Genomic DNA, 17133 nt, shown 5'->3' on the forward strand with positions numbered 1-17133 from the left:
CGCAGGCCGTTAGCACTCGGCCCTGGCGAGCGCCAACATAAGGGGCGGGGCAACGATGTCAACCGAGAAGGGCGGACGTGTGGGCGAGCGGACGGCCCGCCACGTCCTTGGGACAGGGGCGGCCGGGACTACTCGGCGAAGCGCACCAGGGTCAGGAGCTGACCCATGTCCAGGGGCTTGTTGAGGGTGAGGGCCACGCCCTTGCGCAGGCCCTTCTCGGTGACGTTGCCGTCGGTGCTGGCCGTCATGAGGAGCACCGGGATGGCCTGGAAGCGGGGGTCGGCCTTGAGCATCTCCGTGAAGGCGATGCCATCCAGGTGGGGCATGATGTAGTCCGTGATGACCATGCCCACCTCGTTGCGCTCCATGATGTCGAGCGCCTGGAGGGCGTCGGACGCCGAGTACACGGTGTACCCATGCATCTCCAGGAAGCGAGAGAGCAAGGTGCACAGCTCGAGATCGTCGTCGACGACAAGGATGTTCACAGGACGGAATGCCGCACCAACAGGGCGCTGAACCGTAACAGCCGCCCCTGTCGTTGACAACGCACAGCGGGCCTTCTTATGAGCCGGGCCATGGAGAAGCGGACCGGGAAGGCATCGGGGTCGGGGGACCCGAGGGTGCGGTTGGAGGCGGTGGCGGACGCCTTCGAGGCGGGCGATTTCGAGGGCGCCCTGGGACAGGTGGAGGGTCTGCTTTCGGACGCGCCGGAGCTGCCGGAGGCCCTGCACTACCGGGCCGCGGCCCTCACGGAGCTGGGGCGCCTGGAGGAGGCCGGCCGCGCCTTCGGCCTGGCGCTGAAGGCCGCCCCCGAGGACCTGGAAATCCTGCTGGGCGCCGCGGACTGCCTGGTGTGCCGGGCGGGCGAGGACCGCGAGGCGGTGGAGGAGGGCCTGGAGCTGTGCGCCCGGGGCAAGCGCCTGGCGCAGCGCGAGCAGGACGTGGAGATGCTCTACGAGTTCCTGCTGCTGGAGGGCATGGGGCTCAACCAGATGGGCGAGTGCGAGCAGGCCCTGGTGAGCCTGGACGCGGCGCTCGGGCACATGCCGCGCTCGGTGGACGCGAGGCTGGAGCGGGGCATCGCCCTGTTCGAGCTGTGCCGCTTCGACGACGCGCGCGGCGCCTTCGAGGCGGTGCTCAAGGACATGCCGGACGAGCCCTGGGCGCACCATTACCTGGGGCTGATGGCGGAGCGGCGCGGGGACGAGAAGGAGGCGAAGAAGCGCTTCGCGCGGGCGCAGGCGCTGGTGCCCGAGGAGTTCCCTCCCCCGGTGGCGCTGGGCGAGGCGGAGTTCGACCGCGCGGTGGAGGACGCGGTCAAGGCGCTGCCCCAGCACGCCAAGCAGTACCTGGACAACGTCACCATCGCGGTGGAGGACATCCCGTCGGATGAGGACCTGTTGGGGCAGGACCCTCCCCTGTCACCGAGCATCCTCGGCGTGTTCCGTGGGACGCCCGTGGGCGAGCGCAGCGTGACGAGCGCGTATGACCACCTCACCGCGTCCATCGTGCTCTACCAGAAGAACCTGGAGCGCTTCGCGAAGACGCGCGAGGAGCTCATCGAGCAGATTGGAATCACGGTGATGCACGAGGTCGGTCACCTCATGGGGTTGGACGAGGACGACCTGTGGCAACGGGGGCTGGACTGACGGTGGCCGTGCGCGGCGCCTTCATGGCGGCGAGCGTCTGACGGATGCCCTCGGCGTAGGGCGTCTTGGGGACGTCGCCGAGCAGGTGGCGCAGCTCCGAGTCGTCCATGAGCACGGGGGTGGTGAGCAGGTAGTGCATCTCCACCAGCTCGCGCATGAACGGGTCGAACAGGCCGATGAAGCGCAGCATCCCCTTCCCCATCGTGAGGACCTTGGCGGGGCGGCCGAGCTGTCGGTACGTCTCTTCAATCATCTGTCGCTGGGTGGTGGCGCCGGCGCCGGCGAGGTTCCAGGAGCGGCCGTAGGCGCGAGGCTCGTCCATGAGCTTGAGGACGATGGGGCCCACGTCGGGGACGAAGACGAACTCGTGGGGCGTGTCGATGGGGCCGATGAGTTGGGCGCGCTTGCCGGCGAGGGCGGCGACGAAGGCACGGTGGAGGAAGCTGCGCTCGACGTGGGGGCCGTAGAAGTCGGGCAGGCGGAGGATGGTGGCCTGGATGCGGCCGGCGGCGTGCTCGGCGAGGAGGAGGTCCTCCTGTTCCTTGCGCATGCGGCCCTTGAAGGAGTTGGGCTCGCGCGGGTGGTCATCGCGCACGGGCGTGGTGCGAGGCAGGCCGTAGGGATAGACGGTGCCGATGAGGACCACGTGCTTGACGCCCTCGGCGATGGCGCCGTCGAGCGTCTTTCGCATGACCTGCGGATGCAGGTGGAACTGCCAGTAATTGACGCCCACCATGTAGATGAGGGTGTCCACGCCCCGGGCCGCTTCGCGGACGGAGGCCGGGTCATCCGGGTTCCACGTGACGACTTCGGCGAGCGGGTCCGCGCCGAACTCGGACTCGAGTGAGCCCCGGGAGCGGCCGACCACCCGGTAGGGCCGTCCCTCGGCCTTCAACGCGTTGGCCACGCTCTGGCCGATGACTCCGGACGCTCCGAACAACGCCACCTTGCCTGCCATGTCGGACTCCTTTGTACGAACAGCGGAGATTTTGTGAACACCGTTCACTGAACGCCGTTCATTTAATGGTGGTCGTTCGGGAGGTCAAGTCCTAGGGTGAGGGGTATGGGGATTTCGGAGCGGAAGGAGCGCCAGCGGGCGGAGTTGCGGGAGCACATCCTGCGGGTGGCGCGAGAGATGGTGGTGAAGGAGGGGTTCGGGGCGCTGTCGATGCGCAAGCTGGCGGACGCGGTGGAGTACGCGCCGGCGACGCTGTACCTGCACTTCGAGAACCGGGAGGCGATTGCCCGGGAGCTGTGCATCCGGGGGTTCGAGGAGTTCCTGGCGAAGTTGGAGCCCGCGGCGGTGGAGCCCGAGCCGCTGGCGAGGCTGAAGGTGATGGCCGCGGCCTATGTGGCGTTCGGATTGGAGCATCCGGAGACCTACCGGCTCATCTTCATGGAGGATCCCAAGCTGTCGGCGGAGCTGTTCCAGGGCACGCCGGACGGAGCGGGGCCGCGCTCATTTGGCTTGTTGGCGAGCGTGTTCGTGGACCTGCAGGCCGCTGGGAGACTGGCGCCGGAGGCCCAGCCCGCGAGGCTCGCGGAGATGCTGTGGGCGGGGCTGCACGGGATTGTGAGCCTCAAGCTGACGTGCGCCGCGTTCAAGGAGACGACGGCGGAGATGCTGCGGGACACGCTGCTGGAGACGCTGGTGCACGGGCTGCCGGGGCTGAAGCCGGCGCGGAGTGCACGGGCGCGTTGACGGGTGAGGTGGTGGCCGGCACTAATCAGAGGCGGTAGGGCCTCCGGACCTGGTGGCCGGCCCGGTCTTCAAAACCGGTGAGGGGCGCTGAGAGGCGTCCCTGGTGAGTTCGATTCTCATGCTCTACCGCCACTTTTCTCCTCTGATTCCGGGTAATTGGCGCGGTTCGCGGCGAGGGCCGAAGCGTTCGGGCAGGTCCGCGGGCGTTCAGTGGGTTACGTACAGATTGCGTACAGAGTCTGCTGGCGTTCTGGCGGGCGCCCCACTCCGCCAACCGGCTCCCGCAGTCCTGAACCTGCGTAGGAGGACACACCCGGGGGAACATGGCAGTGCCCTTGGTGCCGCGCGTACCGAGGAACACACCCATGAGGGCGTGTCTGATGGAAATGCGCATCCAGTCGGAGGACCGCTAGCTCCTTCTGAAGCTGGGCGTTCGCCCCAACGTTCACTCCAAGCGAACGTCTGGTGATGTCAGACCCCCTAGGTATGTTTGCCGGATGCCCAGCACTCGCTCTCCGACCGGCTCGGTCAAGCCCAAGAAAGCTCCATCTCCAGTCGTCAACCGCAAGGTGCCGCCGGACACCAAGCTGCTCCTCGCGGTCGCTGCGGGTGGCCGCTGCGAGTTCCGTGGCTGCAACCGCTTCTTGTACGAGCACCCCATCACCACCACCGACGGCAACTTCGCCGAGGCCGCGCACATCGTAGGCTTTCGCGAGGGCGGGCCCCGCGGCGACGACGCTGCTCGCCCCAAGGACATCCACTCGCTCGAGAACCTCCTCCTCTTGTGTCAAGCGTGCCACAAGCTTATCGACGACAGGCCAGACGAATTTTCCCGGGACGTCCTGGAGGCCTATAAGCGCGAGCACGAGGACCGGATTCGTCATGTGACCGGCCTAGCCCCTGACCAGCGTACCGTCGTGGTGCAAGTCAAGGCACTCATCGGCGGCCAAGCAGTCGAGATTCCCCTGTCGGACGTGACGAAGGCGGTGGCGCCACGGTACCCGACGGACCGCAAGGGCCATCTCATCGACCTGACTGCATTGAAGGATGGCACCGAGGCGTTCTACGCGGCGGCGCAGGACAAAATCCGTCGCGATGTCGACCGGCTCTACGAGCTTGGCACGGACGTCGACTCCATCCGCCACATCTCGCTCTTCGCCCTCGGCCCCATCCCGCTCCTCATCGCGCTGGGTGCGCGGCTGAGCAATAAGATTCCGGTCGAGCTCTTCCAGCGACACCGGGACACGAAGGACTGGGTATGGAAGGCGGAGACTCCTTCGGCACAGTTCGCCGTCCGCACGCTCCAGTCCGGCACGGACCCGACGAAGGTGGCGGTCGTCCTGCCCTTGAGCGGCTCCATCGCCACCGAGCGGCTCCCGGGGACCATCGACGACCAGTTCACCATCTACGAGCTGGGCCTCGACGGACAGTCGCCGAGCACCGACTTCCTTCGCACGCGCGAGGACCTCATCCGTTTCGAGAGGACGTACCGCCAGCTGCTCTCCCACATCGTCGGGGCGCACCCGAGCGCGAGCGAGATTCACCTCTTTCCCGCCGTGCCGGCCCCCATTGCCGTCGCCTGCGGGCACCATCTCCTGCCCAAAGCCCAGCCCAGCCTCGTCGTCTACGACAACGTCATCACGAAGGGTGGCTTCGTCTTCTGCCTGAGACTCGACCATGAACCTGCTTGATTACCTTGACGCCATCCTTGCCTCACAGACCCTCGACGCCGACGGGCCCGAGCTGAAGGCGCTCCGCCAGCACCGCACAGACGTGGAGGCGCTTCTGCGCTCGAAGTACCCGAGCCCCACCATCCGCTACGGAGGCTCGAAGGCGAAGGGAACGATGGTCCGCGAGGCCTACGACCTCGACATCATCTGCTACTTCGAGAACTACGACTCCTCGGCCGGCGAGACGCTGGAGGACATCTACAACAACATCCGCACGGTGCTGGGCAAGAGCTACTACGTCGTGCCCAAGCCGTCGGCGCTCCGGCTCCAGAGCCCCACGCAGGTGGACTTCCACATCGACGTGGTGCCCGGCCGCTTCACTGACACGTCCAAGTCGGACGCCTTTCTCTACCGCTCGTCCGGCGAGAAGAAGCGCCTCAAGACGAACTTGGACGTGCACCTCGCGCACGTGCGCGACAGCGGGGTGCGCGAGGCGCTCAAGCTGGTGAAGCTCTGGCGCGTGCGCAACCAACTCTCCGTCACCAACTTCGTCCTCGAGCTCATCGCCATCGACTTGCTCTCCGGTAAGAAGAAGGACGACCTCGCCGGGCAGATGACCCACTTCTTCAGCAAGCTCGCCGCCCAGGCGGACACCGTAACCCCCAAGGACCCGGCCAACCCCGAGGGCAACGACCTGTCCGACGCACTCAACCCGCTCGTGCGCGGGGAGCTGAAGCGGATCGCCAACCGCGCCTCCGGCTACATCGCCAATGAGAACTGGGAGGCTCTGTTTGGTCCGCCGCCCGTGACGAGCGACGCGGAGGGCCAGCGCGCCCAGCTGCGGCGCGTAGCCTCTTCCGTCACCGCGCCCACCAAGCCCTGGCGCCGATGAGCCCCTGGAACCACGTCCCGGGAGCCCTCGCGGAGATCGAGGCCGAGTTGGCGCCCGAGTACCCGACTCTCCACGCAGTGGAGCTGGACGGGCACGTGCGCGTCCGGGGGAGCTTCCCGGTGCGCGACGGCGCGCAGGTGCTCACCTGGTTCCAAATCGACGTCGCCCTCCCCCCGGACTTCCCCCGCGCCCTACCGGTGGTGTGGGAGACGGGCGGGCGTATCCCGCGCGTGGCCGAGCGCCACATCAATAGCCCCGGCGACGGGAGCGCCTGCGTGGTGCTTCCGGAGTCCTTCTGGCTAGCCCAGGATGAGGGCGAGGTGTCGCTGCTCGCATTCCTGCGCGGCCCGGTCCACAACTACTTTCTTGGCCAAGCGCTGGTGGAACTCGGTGAGCCGTGGCCCTTCGGAGAGTGGGGACACGGCGTTGCCGGGGTGCGTGAGCATTACGGGCAGCTTCTCGGCACGAGCGCTCCCGCCAGGGTCATGGAACTGCTGCGCTACGCGTTGAGCCCGGCCAAAGGCCACTGGCCCTGCCCCTGCGGGCAGCCGCGCCGCCTGCGCAGCTGTCATGGCGAACTGGTCCGGACGCTCAAAGAGCGAGTGCCCATCACCATCATCCGGCAGGGGCTGCGAAGATTGGAGACGGAAACTAGGGGACCGGTTGTGCCTGCCAACCAGAGCCTCTGATGGACCGAGCTTTGGCGTACGTGATGCAATTCGCTCAGCTGGATGAGTCATCAGTGAAGTAGGACGCGTTCATGCCGGGGCTGGGCACGAGGTCGCGGTAGACCAGCCGGATCTCGAACAACTCAGGCGGATGGGCCGCCTCAATTTCGACACGAAGGCGATTGACCTCGGCGCACTCCTCTGCAGAGAGGTAGAACTCTAGCGCGTAGAGGGCATTCATAATGCGACCCATTTGCCCAAAGGGGCGGTCACCGGACGCCAGGGCTCTCAGCTCACCGAGCGCAGACGTCAAGGCACTGCGCGGGACCTTTGGTCGTAAGGAGGGCAGCAGATCCACCGAACCATCGTCGGAGACTACTACTGCAACGGAACCCCGCCGGTAGGTGACGTACTGAAGGGCAGAGTTGAACCGTGATCCTCGCGAGCGCATTCCCTCGGGCGTCACGACTCCATCGAGAATAACGCCGATTGCGTAGCAGACGCCCGCAGTGTCGAGCAACACCGCGCCATCGATTCGCGTTGCCGCCGCCACAACGCCCGGCTCCAACAGCTTCGGCGTAATGGGTGTCCCCTGTGACTTTAGCCGCTCCGCTTCTCCTGCTGCATCCTGCGTGATGATGAGGATGGCACCATGGCGCGCTGCAAGCACAGAGGAAATGCAATCCCACAGCTGCGAGACGTTCTGCGCGGCCAAATGAGGGAACACTCGATTGAGGAAGACCCCAAAATCAGTCTGCATCAGCCGCACGTGCGGGAACATTACGCGGCGGTTCTCGACTTGAAAGAGCACCGTGTCTGCGTGCCTTAGTTCCCACCGAAGCCGTCCGGTGAAGCGGATTTCGAAAAGATCTTCGCGTGTTGCCTCGTAGGGCACGCGCGACGAGAGGCGACCCAGGCCCCAGATGAACATGCCATCGGATAGCATCGATAGCCCGGCCGCACTCATCTGCAGCACCTTTCGTGCTGCGCGTGCGCTTCTCAGTTCGACGGGTTCCACCATCTCCAACAACGGCTCGATTGATGGGTGTTCCTGCTTGCACACGAAGAGCGTCGCGTGGGTTTCACTGCGTTCATAAGGCTCGGCGGAGAGTGCGTCGCATATCGAGAACAGCGCACCCAGCCCCTCAACTTTCCCCCCAGCAAAGACAGGCACATACATCAAGTTCGACGCGGCCCGACGAATGACTTCCTCTGGGTCGCCGAAGTCGAGATCTTCCCGGATGCTCTCGCCCGCATTCGGGAGTCTCAACGCCCTCGAACAGAGCTTGATCAGCTCGTCTGCGACAGTCTCGATCAACGATGTTGGGATCGACACCCCCATGGCATGTGTCTTGGACAGGGATGGGTAGCGTTCGACGACTGCTTTCGAGAGCGAGAGCACCGGGACAAAGCGATAATCCCCAATGTTGTGTGCGCTACCAACCCAGAAACGGCGCTCCGCCGCGAGCGGTCCTTGCTGCAGGTGCTTCAGGACGGACCTTCCGGCAACCCCGAGAAGCACGCGCTGCTCATGGCGCTCGGCGACGCCAGCCGGCCCGGCAATAAAGTGGTAACGGCCGAAAACGCGCTGCTCCTCAGTCACCTCCTCCAGCGTCTTCGAGAGCCCCTCAAGCGCGTGCGCGAGAGCCTCGGGCTGCTCCGCCTGAAGGATGACCTCTGGAAGGCCGGGTCGACCGTTGCTCAATCCGACCAGGAACACCTCCGCTGCCAGTGATGGCCCGAGGGCGTCAAACAGCGTCTTTGCCCGATTACTCGCGACAGCGCAGAAGTGAGGCTGATACCCCCATACGATGAAGTCCGTTGCAACCAAAGTCCCCTCCTAGGCGCTCACCATGCCGCGCCCAAAGCGCGCACAAGCGTATCGCGACATCAAGAGCACGAGCGCAAGCACATCCCGAGCAGAGAAGCGATCATTCCACTGGCCACCACTGAATGGCGCAGACCGGGAACCTGCTGATTACGAATCGGGGCTGGGCATGGGCAATCTTGGGCACTCCCCTCTGAAGATGGCCCTCTCTGGCCGCCTGTGGCACGTCCCGAGTGGGGGAAAAGTGGGGGAGGAAATCGCCATGAGTCCCCCACCTCGCCACGCCTGCGAACCGGCGGCGGGCCCGGGGCCCCCCCCCCGACAAGGGCCGCTCCATGTGAGGGCACCTCACCTACCAGGGAGTACATCCCCGATGTACCCTCAGGACGAACTGCTGATCGGCGTGGAGAGCACTGCGACTCTGGGGACCTCGGGAGGTATGCTCCTGCTCCCAGCAAGAGCAAGAGGGGGGCGCATGCGTCGAGGCGATCACATCAAGGTGAACCGCGGCATCTACAGCCACCACGGCATCCTCGTTGGAGCCAACGAGGTCATTCACTACACGGGCGAACTCGCCTCAAAAGAGAACGCCGTGGTTCGATTGGACCCGCTCGATCGATTCCTCAGCGGCGGAACACCGGAACTCGTCCAGTACGGAAGGTGCCTCTCCGATGACGAGGTGGTCTGTCGCGCCAGGAGCCGGATGGGCGAGAACCTCTACGACCTCTTCGAGAACAACTGCGAGCACTTCGCCCGCTGGTGTAAGACCGGCGAGCGCCAGAGCGAACAGGTCCGAAATGCAGCGTCGAGCACCGCGGGGACCGTTGGTGTCGGGGCAGCCGCCGCGGGCTCGGTGGGAGTCGTCTCCGCGACAGGTGTTGTCGCTGGCCTGAGCGGTGCGGGAATCATGTCGGGTCTGGGCGCGGTGGGAGGAGCCGTCGGAGCTGGGGCTATCGGTGGGCTGGGCGTGCTCGCAGCCGCGCCTATCGCCGTGACGAGCATTGCCATGAATCAGGTCCTCCGGGATGACCCATCGCTTCCGGAGGACGAACGAGAGGCGCGCAAAACGGGACGGACAGCCACTGTCATCGGAGGAGTAACGGGTGTCGGGGGTTCCGTTGCCGCCATCTCGGTAGCGGGCACAGTGAGCGGGCTCAGCGCGGCTGGCATTACCTCCGGGCTCGCGGCCATCGGCGGAACTGTGGGTGGAGGAATGGTGGCCGGCGTCGCCGTGACGGTTGCTGCGCCTGCCGCCGCAGCAGCCGCTATTGGCTACGGAGCCTATCGGTTCATCAAGTGGCTCAAGGACTGAGCCGGGACGCCCCCAGGCGAGGTGTACGCTGTCGCGAAGTGCCCGGGGTACTCCAACGAACCCTGGGCTTCGTCGCCGTTTGGGGATCCTGACACAGGGGGATATCGCCCCAGTTCCACCATCCATTTCCTCCGCCTACTTCCCGCCAACTCCAGGAGTTAGCACTACTGCGTCACTTCCCTCGGAGGCCCGATAGGCGCGTTCCGAGGGAGGCCGTCCTGACTCTGACGCAGTAGTGTTAGACGACCTGTCCATCCTTCCGGAGTCTTCGCGCTGCTGGGCACCGCGGTGTCCCCTCATGCTGCTCCACTCGGGTCCTTCTTGGACCATGGGTTGGGAAGGCCATGCTGGGCCAGATACTTCACGATGGTCTTGGGATCGTAGCCCGTGGCCTTGCACGCCTCGGCCTGGGTCTTGTGGTTCTTCGTGAGGGCTTCCCACTCCTGACGTGACAGCTCCTCGGCGCGCCTCTTCGGCGGTGCCTCCAGTTCGGCCGCACTCTGTCTCGCGCCATTCTCGAGCGCGCCACCCGGCCGGAGAGTGCCTTCTTGGAGACGCTTCAGGAAGTTTCCCTTCTGGGCCTCAGCCCGGATCCTCTCGACCGCCGAGGGGATGAAGGTCCTCACGAGGCTAAGGATCCCCACGATGAAGCTACCCGCGTCGGTATCGCCCTCGCCCTTGAGGTGCTGAAACAAGGGCAGGCCCTGAAGCTCCATTCTCAGCTTCATCCAGGGGTCCTGCTCCAGCATCGCACTGACGTGCGGCTCGTGCTCCCGCTGTTGCCGCGTGAGTTCGTCCGCACGGAACTGAGCCTCGGCTTCCGCGCTACGGAGCCCGCTCACGACGAGAGGGGGGACATCCTGGTTGGCGAGCACCGCCCAGACCTCCTTCAGGAAGAGCTGCCACCGCTGGGCTTGATCCTGCTGGATGAAAGCCTCCACTGCCTTGACCACCGCTTGATGCTCGGGCGTCTGGTCATCCACTGCCGCGAGGAACTCGGCCAGCTTCTTCAGCTCGGGCGTGGGCTCCGGCCGCTGGACCGTCTCCAACGAGCGGGCGATCTGTTCGACCCGCCAGCGGACGTGCTCCTCGTTGAGCTGCTGTCCATCGACCTCGTCTGAGAGGAAACCACTGGCCCGTTCGTAGAGCGGCAGGGAGAGGTAGGGACGCTGCAGGCGGGCCGGCAGGTGCTCGACTCGGAGCGAGTCCCCTCCCGACAGGGAGATCGCCTCCTCGAGCACGCCCACCAGCTCTCGCAAGTTCCCCGGCCATGTATGCAGGGTGAGCGCATCCCGCGCGCTGCGCGTCAGCAACGGCTTGGCCGTGTGGCCCCGGCTCTGGAGTACCTGGGGGACCACCTCTTTGAAGAAGTTCTCCCGCTCGCGCAGCGGCGGAAGCGTGAGGCTCGACCCGTAGCGAAGCCGATGGAAGAGGTCCATGCGGAACTGTCCCCGAGAGACCAGCTCATCGAGCTTGCGCCACGTGGCCGCGATGATGCGCACCTTGATGAAGCGCTCCTTGTTCTCACCGACGCGGGACATGCGCTGGCTCTGAAGGAAGCGCAGCAGTCGGAGCTGGGCCGCCGGGGGCAGGTCTCCCACCTCATCGATCAGCAGCGTGCCACCATGGGCGGCCTCGATCCTGCCCACCCGCTCCTTGTCCGCTCCGGTATATGCCCCCGGGACGTGCCCGAAGAGCTCGTCATTGATGAGGTCATCCGTCATCCCCGCGACATGGACCACCTGGAACGGAGCCGTGAGGCCAGGGTTCTGCCGCTCCCAGAGGGAGTGGATGCCCCTGGCCAGCAGCTCCTTTCCCGTGCCCGTCTCCCCCTGGATCAGGATGGGCAGGGGCCGCGGCTGCCCCTGCTCATCCTGTCCCTGCGCTACAGCCAGATCCCGGGCCTTCGACAGCTCAAGGAGCGTCGCCAGGTCCGTCGCGAGGATCTTCGCGAAGGCATCGTCCTGCTGCTTTCGCTCCAACAGCCACTGCTTGCACTCCGCCAAGTGCTGGGCGTCATGCCCCAGAGCGACGACATCCCCCCCGCCGCGCTTGCGGGCAGCCAGCTGCGCGCCCGCCAGGAGCGGAGCAGGGGTGGCCGCAGCCTTCCTCCAGTCCGGGGCCGCTCCGTCGGCTCGGGCGAAACCGAACAACATCGCCAAGGCCCGGGAGGCTTCCTCCCCGCTGCCGCGGATGACCCGCCGCAGGTGCAGGCGGACGTGGAGGACCACCTCACTCTGGAGGGGAGCGTCGGGCAGAAGTTCGTCGATCTGGACCATGGTCTCTCGCTCTTAGCGCACGGCGTCGATGGTGATCACCGGGTTGCGGTACTCGTCGTGGATCGCGCGGATGCGCCAGCCGTGCTCCACCTTCTGGATTCCCTCCTGGAGGCCCTTCGCCGCCCCCAGGCCGGCTCCGATGGTGGCGCCCAGCTTGGGATTGTCGAAGAGCAATCCCACCAGCGCTCCCAGCAGGGCCCCCTGTGCGGCCTTCTCAATCCCCTGGGGGCCGGCCACCAGCAAGTAGTCCACCAGCTCGGGGGCACTGCCGGGATCAAAGGTGATCTGGTAGCCCGCCTCTCGGACCGCCAGTTGAATGGCCTCGCGCACCGTCTGGAGCGACTGGTAGCCCCTGACGATGAGGCCACCAGTGGTATCGATCTGCCTGAGAAGCATGAGGGCTGAATCCTTGGACATCGCTAACTCCTGGTTGAGGGTTCAACCATCCTCATTGCCTATAGCGTGCCAGGAGACACTCCAGTCTTTTCAGCCGGTTAGACGCGCCGACGCGTTCGCCCTCCTCTCTTCGGTTCCCGGCCATCTGGGAATCCCATGAACAGGAGCCAGAGTCAGGGCGGATTCCCACGAAGTAAGCCACCGGTCCTGCCCAGGCCGCACGAGTGCTCTGGTGGTGGTACCCCAGCGCGTTCAAGAGAGGGGGCCTCCCCCGAAGGTGGATAAGAACCCGGAGAGGTGCTCCACCGCGGTCTTCACCCGCGAGGAGATGGAGGTTCTCATCTCGAACACGCGCCATCCGGAGGACCGGTGCGTTCTCTACGCGCTCCTCTTCCTGATCGGAATGCGCAGCGGCGAGACGGTAGCTTTGCGGTGGAACGCTTGGGACACTTTGGCCCGGCCTCTGGGACGCTTCCTGGTGTCCAGGGCCTTCCACCGCAAGCAGCGGCGGGAGAGGGGCGTGTAAACGGAGCGCCCTCGCGAGGAGCCGGTCCACCCCGTACTCGCCCGTGTCCTTGACTGGCCACAGATATCGGCCACGCCCGCTGTGCTTGATAGGCTTGGATTGTCAGCCGTCAGCGGAGGTGCTCTTGAAGGTCTTCTGGTCATGGCAGGCGGATTACGCCGGCGAGGTAGGTAAGGTGTTCGTGCGCGAAGCGCTGGAAGATGCGCTGAAAACGGTCGCCGCGGACCTGGAACTTGAGGAGAGCGAGCGGCCCGAGGTGGACCACGATGTGAAGGGCACTGCGGGGATGGTAGACATCGCCGCGACGATTCTCGGGAAGATTGAGAATGCGGCTGTCTTCGTGGCCGACGTGAGCACAGTGGCCAAGCGCCAAGAGAACGGCCGGCATCTGCAGAACCCGAATGTCCTTTTCGAACTCGGCTACGCGATGAAGGCGCTCGGCCCTGAGCAGGTTCTGCTGGTCGCCAACACCGCCCACCTCGGGGGCCGCCCCGAGGACTTGCCGTTCGACATCCGGCACCGGAGCGGACCCGTCACCTACCGACTGCGAAAGCAGGACGATCCGGCGAAGAGGGCTGAGGTGCACGAGGCCCTGGTGAGCGAGCTGGCGGTACGGTTGGGGGCCATCCTAAAGCACGTGCGTGGAAGCGCTCCGCCCGCGAGCAGCATCACTCCACGTGCACCTGGCGCGGACAGGTCGGTCTGGTTCAGCGCCGATGCAAAGCTCGAGCACCGCGACCTCATGCGCAAGGGTCAGATGCACGAACTCTCGATCTGGCCGGGCCCGTGCGGCTACATGCGCATCATTCCCGCCGGCTGGCCGAAGGAGGCGCCGACAGCACACGAGATTGAACGCATTCCCACCGAGCTGCGACCGCAGCCGCTCGGGGCGTGGAGCAATGGGAACTCGGGCCCCAACAGCCTGGGCTTCCTCTGGCGTGACATCCTCTCCAGGCGTGACCTCTTCTCTGGGAAGGTCGAGTCTCAATCCACCATTGCGACGGCGACTCAGTGGTTCGACGAAACGGGCGAGCTCTGGGGCTTCGACCGCAACATCTTAGCGGCCGGATCGGGGGATGCGCCCTTCCTCACTCACCTTTACCTAGTGCGGCAGTGGGGCGAGTTCCTATCGCGCGGGGTGAAGATGATGCAGCACCTAGGGGCGCGCATGCCTCTGGTTGTAGAGGCGGGCGCGACCGGCCTAAGTGAGTTGCGCTGGGAAGCGCAGTTTCAAAGCGAGCAGGCGCGCGGGTTGAAGGCGGAAGCCTTCTCCCAGCACGAGAGCACCACGTGGACGGACAAGGAGCAACTGCAGTTCCTCGTTCAGGCGTACAACCGCGTACGGGCCGCCTTTGCGCTGCCGCCGGCCTCCGAGAAGTTCGTCCAGGACGCCCTCCGCGGCCAAGCGGCAGGGTAGCGCAGGGAAGCCTCGGGGTGAGGCGGCCCGAGGCGCTTGGCGCCCAGCCGCTACCGCCGACGTCTCAACCGGTGGGGTGGACAGAAACCATGTCCGGGGGCTTAGGAAGAATGGGATCGTAAGCAGGGGCGAGCGCCCACGGCTGACGACCTCGTCGTTCCCTACCGGCGCGGAGAGCACCCGCGCGCCCCGTCGTCCACGGGCAGCTCCGGGAAGAACCCGAGCTGCTCGGCCTGCGAGGCCGGCGGGTCCACGATACCGCCACACCTTCATCAGCTTGGCATTGGCGGACAGGGCGAACCGGAACAAGCTCGCTTGGGTCACGCACGGACCGAAGGGGGACATCGTGAGCCTCTACGCGACGCTCCCCTGGGAGTCGCTCTGCACGAATGTGGCGAGGCCGAAGGTGGAGCTCCGGCTTCCGTCGACGTCGCCGACAGGAGACGTGCTGTCCTCGGACGAGGCCCGATAGCTACAGTCGAGCTACGGTTGGAGCGACAAACAAGAAGCATTGCGGCGGCAACGAAGATTGCACGAGGACCGGATGACAAAGTCGGTGAAACTGGAAAGCTGGGAAGGATCACTCCTGGACTGGATTGATTTCGCCTGCACCGAGTATTTCGAGCCGGACTCGCTCCGCGAATACCAGCGATGGCTGACGGACCAGCTCGCCAAACCGGATAACGTCGTGCCGTTCAGGCTGGTGTCGGGGCGTGCACCCAAAGGCACTGAGTTCGTCCGGCGTGACGGGACCGTCCTGTACGCTGCCGACAACGAGCCCCTCGCTGGCCTGTGGGGGCTCGTCGCGCAGCGAAGAGGCGCCCCCGGCGCAGATCTGAAAGAGCTGCTCTCGCGCAGGCTCATCCCGGGCTCGTGGCCACCGAATCGGAAGCCGACCCGTTTCAGCTGCCGCTGGGGGCCGGCGCCGCTCCAGCTCAAGGACCGGGGAATGAAGATCGCGCACCTGCTCGATTCGGGGCGAAATTCAATTCCAGTTGAGCCAGAGCAACTCGCTCGGCGCGCACTGCTGACGCTCAGCCTCGTGAACTGCTTCCCGATGCCCAATCGCAGCTGGGTCGAGTTCAGCCGGAATGGAGTTGTGACCAGTGATCTCGCGGAACTGCCCGAGGTGCAATCGCTCCTGCTTTCCTACATTGCGGAGCATATTGGTGGTGCAGTGCATCTTGGGCCGCTCTTCGCCGCATTCGGGCCGGGCTGCCGGATCGCGCTGGATGTGGCCTGGCGGCGAAAGGCCGCCGCGTATCGCTTCGCGGTCCGGCCCAAGACTGCCAAGCCGGAGGATTCGCGTCGCCCAAAGCCACGGGTCGGCGCCAAGCGTGCAGCGATGGATGGCCCGAGAGCGTTCGTCCCGAGCAGAGATATTCTCCCGGACCTGCACGCGGTCATTGCCGAGTTGAGGCTCTGGCTGTCCACGCATCCCGGTGTCGAGCGGCTCGATGATCGCGCGGGCGGCCCGAATGGGACACCATACGTCAGATTCGAGGTTCGGCATCTGGCAGATACCGATCTGGTCATCGACCGTCCCCACTTCCCGGGCTCGGTGTGGAGGGCCTCGGACTACACGGGAGTGTTTCACCTCAACGGCGACACGAAGGTGAGCGCCATCCTTCGACTCATGGAGATGGAGGAGAACGGGCTCAAGCTTGACGAAATCATTGAGCCGGCCGTCACGGAGCCGAGGACTTGGAACGGGCGACTCACTGGAGAGAATCCGTGCTTCGTCCTTGTCGGCACCGACGGCGCCAAGGGGCTGTACTGCTACACCAAGAGGGGCGTTCGCGCTTGAGCCAGCCCCGGCGGCCGCTCGAATCCGCCTCGGACCTGTGGCGAAGCAGTGGCGCGCATTCCGTAAGACGGCACGAGCAGGAGCTGAGACTCAAAAGACTCCAGTCCGATCTCGGTGGCACGTCACGACACGCGTATCAGACACCAACCTCATCATGCTCGCAGTCCAAATCCGGAAACAAGGTCTCTCGAATGGGCCAGCGACTGAGTGCAGGAACAAGGCCAGCCTTCAGTGCCACCTTGAATGCTCGATTCCCCCTACCGAACCAGTCCCTTGAGAAATGGTACGTAATAAACACCCGCGGGAGTAGCTGATCGCAATCCTCTCTGGCTAGCAGCAGGTCCCGAAAGGCTTTGTAAAACGGCACCACGTTTCGGATTGCCGCCGGCGGGTTCGGCTCGGGGATGCGAAGTTCAGGCCACCCTTTCCTCCATTTGCATCCCGTAACACCGAGAATCCAAAGATTGGCCCTCGTCAAAGCCAACAAATCTACCATCAGGCGAGCCATCGCCACCTGCGTATCACGAACGGCAGCCGGCTCGAAGGCATCCAGTCCTGTGGTGACTCTCGATGACAGCGGTGTCTTGTTTAGAATCATCACGGACTCATCAAAGAAGTCGGCGCCCAATGTTTGTTCGGCAAACCAGTGGGCACTCCGTTCTTCACGACTGCTCAGATACCGACGATGCATCCTTTCCTGATCGCCCGGATTATCAGGGCAGATGATCCATTTCACGCTCCGAAGGAGTTCCGGCTCACGCAGGTACTTGTTGAGATCCCGGTTCCATACACAGTCGCGCCAAGACAGCCGGTACCGGTCGGTCCTGGGCCACTTCCAGACAATGTCCCGCTTGAGGCCATAAAGAAGTGCGGTTGCCTCTCGAACCTGCTCGTCAGTCACAGTACACACTCCACCCGTCGAAAAAGCCTCGACTCCGTCATGAAATCGGGGCCTGCGTGTCGTTCCTTCTGACACTGGCGCAGCAG

The 17133-nt window shown here is 65.1% G+C and carries 14 protein-coding genes and 1 tRNA gene; 9 read left to right on the top strand and 6 right to left on the bottom strand.

Annotated features, from left to right (window positions below; genetic code table 11):
- Nucleotides 1–128 precede the first annotated feature (128 nt).
- Complete coding sequence (locus tag K8640_RS41395) at nucleotides 129–485, bottom strand: response regulator (RefSeq protein WP_074955215.1); 357 nt, start codon at nucleotides 483–485, stop codon at nucleotides 129–131.
- Between the two features lie 90 nt (nucleotides 486–575).
- On the opposite strand from K8640_RS41395, the gene K8640_RS41400 reads away from it, so the two are divergent.
- Nucleotides 576–1649 carry a metallopeptidase family protein gene (locus K8640_RS41400; RefSeq protein WP_046714604.1) on the top strand — a complete coding sequence of 358 codons (1074 nt, stop codon included), beginning with the start codon at nucleotides 576–578 and terminating at the stop codon, nucleotides 1647–1649.
- Here K8640_RS41400 and K8640_RS41405 read toward each other — a convergent pair.
- The gene (locus K8640_RS41405) at nucleotides 1603–2607 is read right to left on the bottom strand and encodes an SDR family oxidoreductase (protein WP_223752114.1); all 1005 of its coding nucleotides are present in this window, start codon (nucleotides 2605–2607) and stop codon (nucleotides 1603–1605) included. The genes K8640_RS41400 and K8640_RS41405 overlap by 47 nt on opposite strands.
- A 105-nt stretch (nucleotides 2608–2712) precedes the next feature.
- Here K8640_RS41405 and K8640_RS41410 point away from each other — a divergent pair, with 105 nt between their 5' ends.
- The 5 genes from K8640_RS41410 (at nucleotide 2713) to K8640_RS41430 (ending at nucleotide 6602) form a co-directional block, all read left to right on the top strand.
- Nucleotides 2713–3351, top strand: a complete 639-nt coding sequence (locus K8640_RS41410) for a TetR/AcrR family transcriptional regulator (protein ID WP_223752115.1) — start codon at nucleotides 2713–2715, stop codon at nucleotides 3349–3351.
- Nucleotides 3352–3384: 33 nt separating this feature from the next.
- A tRNA-Sec gene (locus K8640_RS41415) sits at nucleotides 3385–3483 on the top strand.
- A gap of 365 nt (nucleotides 3484–3848) precedes the next feature.
- On the top strand, nucleotides 3849–5042 hold the full coding sequence (locus K8640_RS41420; RefSeq protein WP_223752116.1) for an SAVED domain-containing protein: 1194 nt from the start codon (nucleotides 3849–3851) through the stop codon (nucleotides 5040–5042).
- A complete protein-coding gene (locus tag K8640_RS41425; RefSeq protein WP_223752117.1) occupies nucleotides 5029–5913 on the top strand; it encodes a hypothetical protein in 885 nt (294 codons plus the stop codon). The genes K8640_RS41420 and K8640_RS41425 overlap by 14 nt, the downstream gene beginning before the upstream one ends.
- Entirely contained in the window at nucleotides 5910–6602 is a 693-nt protein-coding gene (locus K8640_RS41430) for a hypothetical protein (RefSeq protein ID WP_223752118.1), read from the top strand. The genes K8640_RS41425 and K8640_RS41430 overlap by 4 nt, the downstream gene beginning before the upstream one ends.
- Before the next feature lie 34 nt (nucleotides 6603–6636).
- On the opposite strand, the gene K8640_RS41435 is transcribed toward K8640_RS41430, so the two are convergent.
- Nucleotides 6637–8412 (bottom strand): diadenylate cyclase, encoded by a 1776-nt coding sequence (locus K8640_RS41435; protein WP_223752119.1) that lies wholly within the window; start codon nucleotides 8410–8412, stop codon nucleotides 6637–6639.
- A gap of 472 nt (nucleotides 8413–8884) precedes the next feature.
- Here K8640_RS41435 and K8640_RS41440 point away from each other — a divergent pair, with 472 nt between their 5' ends.
- Nucleotides 8885–9721 carry a lecithin retinol acyltransferase family protein gene (locus K8640_RS41440; RefSeq protein WP_223752120.1) on the top strand — a complete coding sequence of 279 codons (837 nt, stop codon included), beginning with the start codon at nucleotides 8885–8887 and terminating at the stop codon, nucleotides 9719–9721.
- Nucleotides 9722–10017: 296 nt separating this feature from the next.
- On the opposite strand, the gene K8640_RS41445 is transcribed toward K8640_RS41440, so the two are convergent.
- Together K8640_RS41445 and K8640_RS41450 are read right to left on the bottom strand one after the other, a co-directional pair.
- Nucleotides 10018–12000 (bottom strand): sigma-54-dependent Fis family transcriptional regulator, encoded by a 1983-nt coding sequence (locus K8640_RS41445; protein ID WP_223752121.1) that lies wholly within the window; start codon nucleotides 11998–12000, stop codon nucleotides 10018–10020.
- A gap of 12 nt (nucleotides 12001–12012) precedes the next feature.
- Nucleotides 12013–12396, bottom strand: a complete 384-nt coding sequence (locus K8640_RS41450; protein ID WP_223752122.1) for a DUF1269 domain-containing protein — start codon at nucleotides 12394–12396, stop codon at nucleotides 12013–12015.
- Between the two features lie 650 nt (nucleotides 12397–13046).
- On the opposite strand from K8640_RS41450, the gene K8640_RS41455 reads away from it, so the two are divergent.
- Together K8640_RS41455 and K8640_RS41460 are read left to right on the top strand one after the other, a co-directional pair.
- Complete coding sequence (locus K8640_RS41455) at nucleotides 13047–14339, top strand: nucleotide-binding protein (protein ID WP_223752123.1); 1293 nt, start codon at nucleotides 13047–13049, stop codon at nucleotides 14337–14339.
- 544 nt (nucleotides 14340–14883) lie between these two features.
- Nucleotides 14884–16146, top strand: a complete 1263-nt coding sequence (locus tag K8640_RS41460) for a hypothetical protein (RefSeq protein WP_223752124.1) — start codon at nucleotides 14884–14886, stop codon at nucleotides 16144–16146.
- 136 nt (nucleotides 16147–16282) lie between these two features.
- On the opposite strand, the gene K8640_RS41465 is transcribed toward K8640_RS41460, so the two are convergent.
- Nucleotides 16283–17047, bottom strand: coding sequence for a hypothetical protein (locus K8640_RS41465; protein WP_223752125.1), 765 nt, complete (start codon nucleotides 17045–17047; stop codon nucleotides 16283–16285).
- Nucleotides 17048–17133: the final 86 nt, after the last annotated feature.

This window comes from Myxococcus sp. XM-1-1-1 (assembly GCF_020037095.1).
GTDB classification, from domain to species: domain Bacteria; phylum Myxococcota; class Myxococcia; order Myxococcales; family Myxococcaceae; genus Myxococcus; species Myxococcus fulvus.